This window comes from Nicoliella sp. ESL1149 (genome assembly GCF_058107265.1).
Genome location: NZ_JBYLUE010000003.1, coordinates 1 through 8,520 on the forward strand (window position 1 = coordinate 1; position 8,520 = coordinate 8,520).

Below are 8,520 nucleotides of genomic sequence, written 5' to 3' on the forward strand. Positions count from 1 at the left end.
TTATTTTACAATATAAATAAATTATAGGAGCCTTTATTATTCCTTCATGTCAAAGGAACGAAAATTTTTACAAATTGGTAAATTCAGGAAGTCTTAAGCCACTTACGACCCATCCCTTAAGTGTATGATGTAACGAGTCAATCTGATAATAGGTATTGCCAACTTATTCCCAAACTTGAATGACCAAACTGGTATCCAAATTGTAAAAACTGGTTTAAATTCTGGGATTAAGTTATTAGACACTGCTTTTGCTTATGGAATGGGACACTCAGAAGAATTAGTCGGGGAAGCAATCAAAGGCTATGACCGTGGTAGTATCGTTGTTGCAACCAAGGGGGCTCAAGATACTTCTGGTGATAATGTTACGATTAATAATGATCCTGAGTTCTTAAAACAAGCTGTTAAAGATAGCTTAAAACGTTTAGGAACCAACTATATCGATATTTTTTATATTCATTTTCCAGATGATAAAACTCCTAAGGATAAGGCGGTTGCCGCTTTAAACGAATTGAAACGAGATGGCATTATTAAAGCTATTGGAGTTTCTAACTTCTCAATGGATCAACTAAAAGAAGCTAACAAAGATAATCTAGTTGATATTGTTGAAGATCAATACAGTTTAGTTCATCGTGATGCTGAAAAAGAACTATTCCCATATTTGAAAGAACATAAAATTTCATTTGTCCCATTCTTCCCATTAGCTTCTGGGCTTTTAACCGGTAAGTATACTGATACACAAGTTACTTTCCCAGAAAACGATATTCGTCATGGGAATCCCGATTTTGAAGGAGAACGCTTTGAAACGATTGTTAAGGCGGTTAATTCAATTAAGCCAATGGCTGAAAAGAAAAACATTACTGTTGCTCAATTAGTTATTGCATGGTACATCAAGAATCCTAACATTTCTGTTGTTATTCCAGGTGCCAAAAAACCAGAACAAGTTGAAAGTAATGCCAAAGCAATGGAAGTAGAACTTTCAGATGCTGAATACAAAGAAATTGATGATGCTTTTGCAGCATTTAAATAACTGCTAGTTCAACTTAAAATAAAACACAAGCTCATTTTTATTATGAGCTTGTGTTTTATTTTGCTTCTGGAAGCATATTTTTAATTCCACCAAGTGGATTTGGAACATCCCCGTGATATCTAGGAATCAAATGAAAATGACAGTGCATAATCTCTTGTCCAGCATCATGACCAACGTTAATCCCAATATTATATCCATCAGGATGAAACTTATCATCTAGCATTTTCTTTCCCTGATGTAAAAGATCATTCATTGCTAGTAATTCATCATTTGTTAAATCAAAATAGGTTGGCCGATGTTGGTTCGGAATTACTAATAAATGTCCCTTGCTAACTGGATGGATATCAAAAAAGGCAACTGCTAGCTTATTAGATAAAACAATGTGTAATTTTTCTTGATGACAAAAGATACAATTTTCTTTCTTCATTTTTAAATGCTCCTAAACTAAATATGCTTTTTGAAAGAACAAGAACAGCATTATACATAATCCAATGTACGATAAGATGTAAACCACTTTTTCAAAGGTTCCACCAGTTCGATAATAGAATCTGAAAGCTGGTCTAGCGTGTCTGCCATTATTCTTAGTATTATAAAATGGATATAGCCATGGAACACCATGATTAGAAAAACTATCCTCAACTAAGTGTAAAAAGAATCCTGCTGTAATCATTAAAAATAACAGCCGTTCATAGTTTATATTATTATTGTTAGCGTTAAGTAATTGACTGACTGGGATAAACATTGATAATAGCAACAAGAAAATCACTGCTAGTAGACTATGAGTCCAAGTCCGATGTTTCATTAGAGAAATTATTTTCCCAAAGGGTCCGAACCAATGGTTAGCTTGAGTATTTGATAAATCAGCATCTGGTAATTGGGCACCAATCCAGCCACCAATCAATCCAACGATTTCAATTGGTACGACAGGTTGCCAGATATAGATTCCAGTTGTAATTACTAATTCAGACACAACAATATGTGTTTTTCGTAATGCCATTGATCACTTTAAAGCTTTCTCAATTTCTTTTTCAATTCTTTTAGGAGATGTAATTGGAGCGTAACGATGGATAAATTGACCACCTCTTCCAAATAAGAACTTAGTATAGTTCCATTTGATTGCGCCCCGACGTGAAATCATCTTTAAATATTTAAATAAAGGAGTTGCCTCGTCACCATTAACTTTTACGGTCTTAGTCATTGGAAATGTTACTCCATAGTGAAGTTGACAGTATTCAGTAATATCGCTACCGTCCTTTAATTCTTGTTTGAATTGATTTGATGGAAAACCGATTATTTCTAATCCTTTACTATGGTATTTTACATATAGGCTTTCTAAGTCTTTTAATTGTCCTGCTAATCCACATTTACTTGCGGTGTTAACGATTAAAATTACCTTATCTTTAAAATTTTCAAAATTGATCGTATCACCATTCATTTCGGTAACCTGAAAATCGTAAATACTTTCCATTAGCTAAACCTCCGTTAATATTGTTATGTATAGAATAAGGGAATCGACCTGCTATCGCAAGTGATTCCCTTATTCTTATTGAGTTATTAAAAAGTTATTTTTTATCAGCTTGATTAACCGCAGCTTGACCTAAAATGTTTAGATAATTGAATGGACGATCAAAGTATGGTTGAAATAGCATATCAACCATTGCTAAATCATCAATCGTATTGTTATTTTGAATACATACGGATAATGTATTTGCGGATTGGGATACATCATACTTGCTCATTAATGCTCCACCTAGAATTCGACGAGTATCAGGATCATATACTAATGACATTAATACTGGCGTCGTAGTGGGCATGAATTCAGGACGGTAGTTATCTGTGATGATAACTTCTTGTGCTTTAACGCCATCATGTTTAGCCATCGCCATCGTCAATCCAGTTGAAGCAATTGTAGTTCCATACAACATTAATCCGGATGATGATTGAGTTCCCATGTACTTAACGGTTGGTTCTACCAAGTTCTTACCAACCAAAATACCTTGACGAACAGCATTAGTTGCTAATGGAATATAAGCATCAGTGTGGGTAGGATTATAATGAACGGCAACACTATCACCAGCACCAAAGATATCAGGATCAGATGTTTGCATGTAGTCATTGGTTAAAATCGCACCATTAGGAGCCATCTTAACTTGACCCTTCAAAAGACCAGTGTTAGGACGGAATCCAACACAAAGGATTGCCATGTCAGCTTTAAATGAACCCTTATCAGTAGTGACTGTCAATTCATCATCACCACTGAATTCGGAAACCATTTCTCCTAAACGAAGATTAACACCATGTTGTTTATACATTGATTCGATTTTATCGGAGAATTCAGTGTTGTAATATTTAGATAGAACCCGATCATTAGTATCAACTAATGTCACTTCATGATCGTGGTTGGAATAAGAATCTACTAATTCTGCTCCAATGTATCCGCCACCGATAACAGCAATGCGTTTGTTATCCTTAGCAGCAGCAAAGAGCTTTTGAGCATCAGCCCAGTTCTTACAGAAGAAAACCTTCTTATTATCAACGCCCTTAATAGGTGGTACAACAGGACTTGAACCAGTTGTCATAATTAGCTTATCATAGTGTTCTTCAGTCGTTTTATTAGTATCAAGATCTTCGACTGTGATCGTGTGTGCATCATGGTCGATAGATTTAACTTCATGTTTCATTTCGACATGAGCACCGTCTTTTGCTAAATCTTCAGGACTGGAATAGAAAAGTCCTTTTGGATCTCTTACTTTTCCATCTAAGTATAAAGCAATTCCACATGAAAGAAATGAAATATTATCATTTTTTTCATATACAGTCACATCAGCATCGGGATGGTCTTTTAAAATTTCTTTAACAGCGAAAGTACCTGCGTGAGTACAACCGATAACTAAAACCTTCATAGTGATAACTCCCTTTTAAACCTATCTATTTTATATTTACATCTTAATTATATACACCTTGTGAAAAAAGTACAATCAATTAAGCTTACGATATTATTTATTAATAAAAAACCAGCATCCCAATAAAGGGATGCTGGTAAAAATTAATTATTTGTTTTCTAAATCACGAACTGCTTGTTGAGCACAAACGTTCATGATGTTCCAAGGACGGTCGAAACCTGGTTGGAAGAAGAAGTCAGCATAAGCTAAATCATAAACAGTCATTTTAGCTTGAATAGCAAGTGAAATCGTATTGATATTTTGGGTAGCATCTTGGGTAGACATGATTTGAGCTCCAAGAATGCGACCATCATCAGGAGAATAAGTTAACTTAAAGTAGACCTTAGCATTTCCGGCATCAGTTGGTACAAATGGTGGTCGGAAGAAGTCAACTGTCATTGTTGACTGAACCTTAGCTCCAAAGCGACTAGCTGTACCTTCTTTAATACCAGTGGAAGCAAACTTGTAATCAAATACAGTTAAAGCACTAGAACCAGATACAGGAGTCATGTTCGTTGGATGACCCGTAGCATTAAGTCCAGCAGTCCGGCCTTGACGACGAGCGTTAGATGCTAAAGCAATGTATGCATGACCATCAGTAGGAGCAAATGGAATTAAAGTAGCATCCCCAACAGCATAAACATCCTTAGCACTAGTTTCCATTTTATCGTTGATCTTGATCAAACCATGGTCATCTAAATCAACAACGCCTTCAAGCCATTTCGTATTAGGTTTGATTCCAGCAGACTCAACAACTAAATCAGCTGGAATTTCAGTTCCTTTATCGGTAATGGCAGCAACAACTTTACCATCAGCGCCCACAAAACTACTTACAACTTCACCACCAACAAAGTCAACACCATGTTTATTAACTTCATCAGTTAAAATACCAGTGAATTCTTTATCAAGGTAAACACCTAACATTCGTTGATTATGTTCAACAATGGTAACTTTCATTCCAGCTTCAGCAAATACTTCTGCTGCTTCAAGACCAATGTATCCGGAACCAATAACAACAACGTTATGAATATCGGGATTAACAGTAGCTTCCTTTAATTTCATTGCCCAATCACGGCCACGCATAAAGTAAATGTTATCTAAATCACCGTTTTTGATTGGAAGTGCATTTGGCACAGCACCAGGACTCATAATTAATTTATCATAGCTTTCATCACGTTCACTACCATCATTATGATCAATAACATGAACAGAGTGGTTAGCTGGGTCGATTTTAGAAACTTCTTGTTGGACGAAAACATCCACACCTTTTTCTTCCATGTCATCTTGTTTAGCATAACTAACATCATTAACATGTTTTACGACACCTTGTAAGTATAATTCCATTCCACAAGATAAGAATGAAATGAAATCACCTTTTTCGTACCATTGAATTTCAGCTTTAGGATCACTGAGCAAAATTTGTTGTACAGATTCAAAACCACCATGAGAAGAACCAATTACGATATATTTCATTATTTAATCCCGTCCTTTTTATAATTATTATTAAGTAGTATTTATTATACAAAACAAAATTACATAAAGCAAATTTTAAGTCGTATACTTAACAATTTCTTTGCAATAAAAAAGCACTTCCAATAAGGAGAGTGCTTTTAATATTTTTAATTAGTCTTGATCAACATCGTTAGGATAATGAGCAACTGGAATTAAGCCATGACCAGCTTCTTCAATTCTAAGGATATCATTGTACTTTTCAACTCGTTCAGAACGAGCCATTGCTCCAGCTTTAAGTTCACCACCGTCGACAGCAACAGCAAAGTCAGCAACGAAGGTATCACCAGTTTCACCAGAACGGTGACTAATCATGGTCTTAAAGTTGTTCTTACGAGCTAGACGAACAGCTTCAAGGGTTTCGGAAACAGTACCAATTTGATTAAGCTTGATCAATAAGGTATTTCCAGCACCCATCTTAATAGCCTTACGAATAAACTTAGGGTTGGTAACGATCAAATCATCATCAACGATTTGGACCTTATTACCAATTTGTTTAGTGATAGCAGCGAAGTCATCCCATGAATTTTCGTCCATTGGGTCTTCAACTGACATGATAGCAGGATATTTAGTGACAAAATCATCAACAAAGTTAGCCCATTCCTTAGCATTGTAAGTAGAACCTTCAAAGTTGTAGTTACCGCTATCCTTATCAAAGAAGTATGATGAAGCAAAGTCAATCGCGATACCAATATCTTCACCAGGCTTGTAGCCAGCTTCTTCGATGGCCTTGTATAATGCCTTAACAGCATCTTCAGTGTGTTTCATGTTAGGAGCAAAACCACCTTCATCACCAACACCAGTTTCGAAGCCTTCTTTTTCAAGAACCTTCTTTAAGGTATGGTATACGTCAGCAATCTTATTGATTCCATCACGGAATGAAGTCTTCTTTAATGGAGTGATCATGAATTCTTGGGCGTCAATATCGTTATCGGCATGTTCACCACCATTAATAACATTATGGAATGATTGTGGTAATTCAAGATCAACTCCACCTAAGTAACGATATACAGGTTCGTTAAAGTAAGCAGCAGCTGCTCTAACAGTGGCCATTGAAACACCCAAGATGGCATTAGCACCTAACTTAGCTTTGTTAGGAGTACCATCTAAGTCGATCATAATCTTATCAACGTTACGTTGGTCAAAAGGATCAACACCATGTAAGGCATCATTAATCTTAGTGTTGACATTGTCAACAGCCTTTAAGACACCCTTACCTTGTAATCTCTTACCACCGTCACGTAATTCAACGGCTTCGTGTTCACCAGTAGAAGCACCAGAAGGAACTTCAGCACGGCCAAGAGTTCCATCAGTTAAGATAACATCTGCTTCAACAGTTGGGTTTCCACGTGAATCGAATACTTCACGAGCTTTAACACGGTCAATATATACTTCATTAATACGCATAAAATCATTTCCTTTCATCAAGGTCATTATGCAGGCCATTTCTAATTTAATTTTTATTACATTTTCATCATAGTAATTTAAATTAAATAAGTCAAAGGATATAACTTATATTAGGTACACATATTAAAAAAGAGCTAGATAAGTCTAGCCCTTTTTTATTTATTCCATCCATTGAGTATTGTCTCTGCGCATTGCAATCGTTTTAATGTTCAATAAATCTCTAGTTCCCAAATTATGATCGATCGAGTTCTTTCCCCATGAACCAGTTCCTAATGTTAGTGATGGTTGCATGTTGTTATAAATACCACCAACACCACCTAGACCAGCTGGAGAATTAACAAGGATTCTAGTTGCTTTTTCAAACATTCCATACTTAATAATTAAATCTTTATCATTACTTTGAATTCCAGCAGTATGACCTAAGCCGCCGTAGTGAAGAAGTTTATTTACGATTTCAAAAGCGTCATTATGATCCCTAGCCTTGTAGACAGTAAGAACAGGAGAAAGCTTTTCTCCTGATAGGGGATGCTTAGGACCGATTCCTTCCATTTCAACAGCAAGTACTTTAGTATCTTCAGGGACATCGATATCTGCCATCTTAGCAATTTTAACAGCACTGGCACCAGCAATAGGGCCCTTAACACTTAATCGTTTACTATCGAACATTGCATCTGATAGTTTTTGCTTTTCATCTTCAGGAACGAAGTAAAAATGCTTTTTCTCTAACGCTGCTTTTACTTCATCATAGATTGGAGCATCAATGACAGCACTGTTTTCTGTTGCACAAATCATTCCATTATCAAAGGTTTTCGATAAGTATAAATCATTAACGGCGTTATCAATATTAGCTGTTTTTTCGATATAAACAGGACCATTACCAGGTCCAACTCCTAATGCTGGCTTACCAGATGAATAAGCGGCTTGAACCATTCCTGGACCACCAGTAGCTAATGTACATGCAATTCCAGGGTTATTAATTAAATCATCAGTAGCTTCAATACTGCACTTGGTAATCCATTGAATTGCATCTTCGGGCGCACCGGCGTTAACTGCTGCCTCTTTAACTATTTTAGCTGCTTCAATAGAACAATTCATAGCTTGAGGATGAAAACTGAAAACAATCGCATTTCTAGTTTTCATTGCTAAAATAGCTTTAAACATTGTTGTAGATGTTGGATTAGTAACTGGCACAATTCCAGCTAATACTCCTAATGGTTCAGCAACTTTAATTAGCCCTGCTTTTTTATCATCAGAGACAATACCAACTGTTTTATCGTCTTTAATTTTTTTCCAAACAGCCTTCGTCGCAAATAAATTCTTAGTTGCTTTATCCTTAGCAACACCACGACCGGTTTCCTCATAAGCATCAGTTCCTAATTTAGTGCTAGCCTTGATTCCGGCATCAACCATTGCAAATGCAATTTTATCAACTTGTTCTTGAGTGAAACTTTGCATTTTACTTTCAGCGATATTTGCTTTTTTAACCATCTTGTCAATTTCGTTTTCTATCAATATAATCACTCCTCTTGCTAATAATTGTTACTGCTTTCACAATTTGTATTCATTTTTACATTTTTTATTCTAAAAATCAATGTTTATTATTGAATAAAAAACAACTTAAACAATTCGTCAAAA

6 protein-coding genes and 2 pseudogenes are annotated in these 8,520 nt (G+C 35.7%); 1 reads left to right on the forward strand and 7 read right to left on the reverse strand.

The window, feature by feature from the left end:
• Positions 1 to 148: 148 nt before the first annotated feature.
• Positions 149 to 1,027: pseudogene (locus AC3B6G_RS06365) on the forward strand (aldo/keto reductase); the annotation flags it as partial.
• 55 nt (positions 1,028 to 1,082) lie between these two features.
• On the opposite strand, the gene AC3B6G_RS06370 reads toward AC3B6G_RS06365, so the two are convergent.
• The 7 genes and pseudogenes from AC3B6G_RS06370 to AC3B6G_RS06400 form a co-directional block, all read right to left on the reverse strand.
• Positions 1,083 to 1,454 (reverse strand): HIT family protein, encoded by a 372-nt coding sequence (locus AC3B6G_RS06370; protein WP_489849582.1) that lies wholly within the window; start codon positions 1,452 to 1,454, stop codon positions 1,083 to 1,085.
• A gap of 12 nt (positions 1,455 to 1,466) precedes the next feature.
• Complete coding sequence (locus AC3B6G_RS06375) at positions 1,467 to 2,024, reverse strand: metal-dependent hydrolase (protein ID WP_489849583.1); 558 nt, start codon at positions 2,022 to 2,024, stop codon at positions 1,467 to 1,469.
• Between the two features lie 3 nt (positions 2,025 to 2,027).
• A complete protein-coding gene (locus tag AC3B6G_RS06380; RefSeq protein WP_489849584.1) occupies positions 2,028 to 2,495 on the reverse strand; it encodes a glutathione peroxidase in 468 nt (155 codons plus the stop codon).
• Between the two features lie 94 nt (positions 2,496 to 2,589).
• Positions 2,590 to 3,930: an FAD-dependent oxidoreductase gene (locus AC3B6G_RS06385; protein ID WP_489849585.1), complete on the reverse strand. Its 1,341-nt coding sequence runs from the start codon at positions 3,928 to 3,930 to the stop codon at positions 2,590 to 2,592.
• 147 nt (positions 3,931 to 4,077) lie between these two features.
• Positions 4,078 to 5,442 carry an FAD-dependent oxidoreductase gene (locus tag AC3B6G_RS06390; protein WP_489849586.1) on the reverse strand — a complete coding sequence of 455 codons (1,365 nt, stop codon included), beginning with the start codon at positions 5,440 to 5,442 and terminating at the stop codon, positions 4,078 to 4,080.
• A gap of 150 nt (positions 5,443 to 5,592) precedes the next feature.
• Positions 5,593 to 6,885, reverse strand: coding sequence for a phosphopyruvate hydratase (gene eno, locus AC3B6G_RS06395; RefSeq protein WP_489849587.1), 1,293 nt, complete (start codon positions 6,883 to 6,885; stop codon positions 5,593 to 5,595).
• Positions 6,886 to 7,047: 162 nt separating this feature from the next.
• A pseudogene (locus AC3B6G_RS06400) lies at positions 7,048 to 8,406 on the reverse strand (aldehyde dehydrogenase family protein); the annotation flags it as partial.
• Between the last annotated feature and the right edge of the window lie 114 nt (positions 8,407 to 8,520).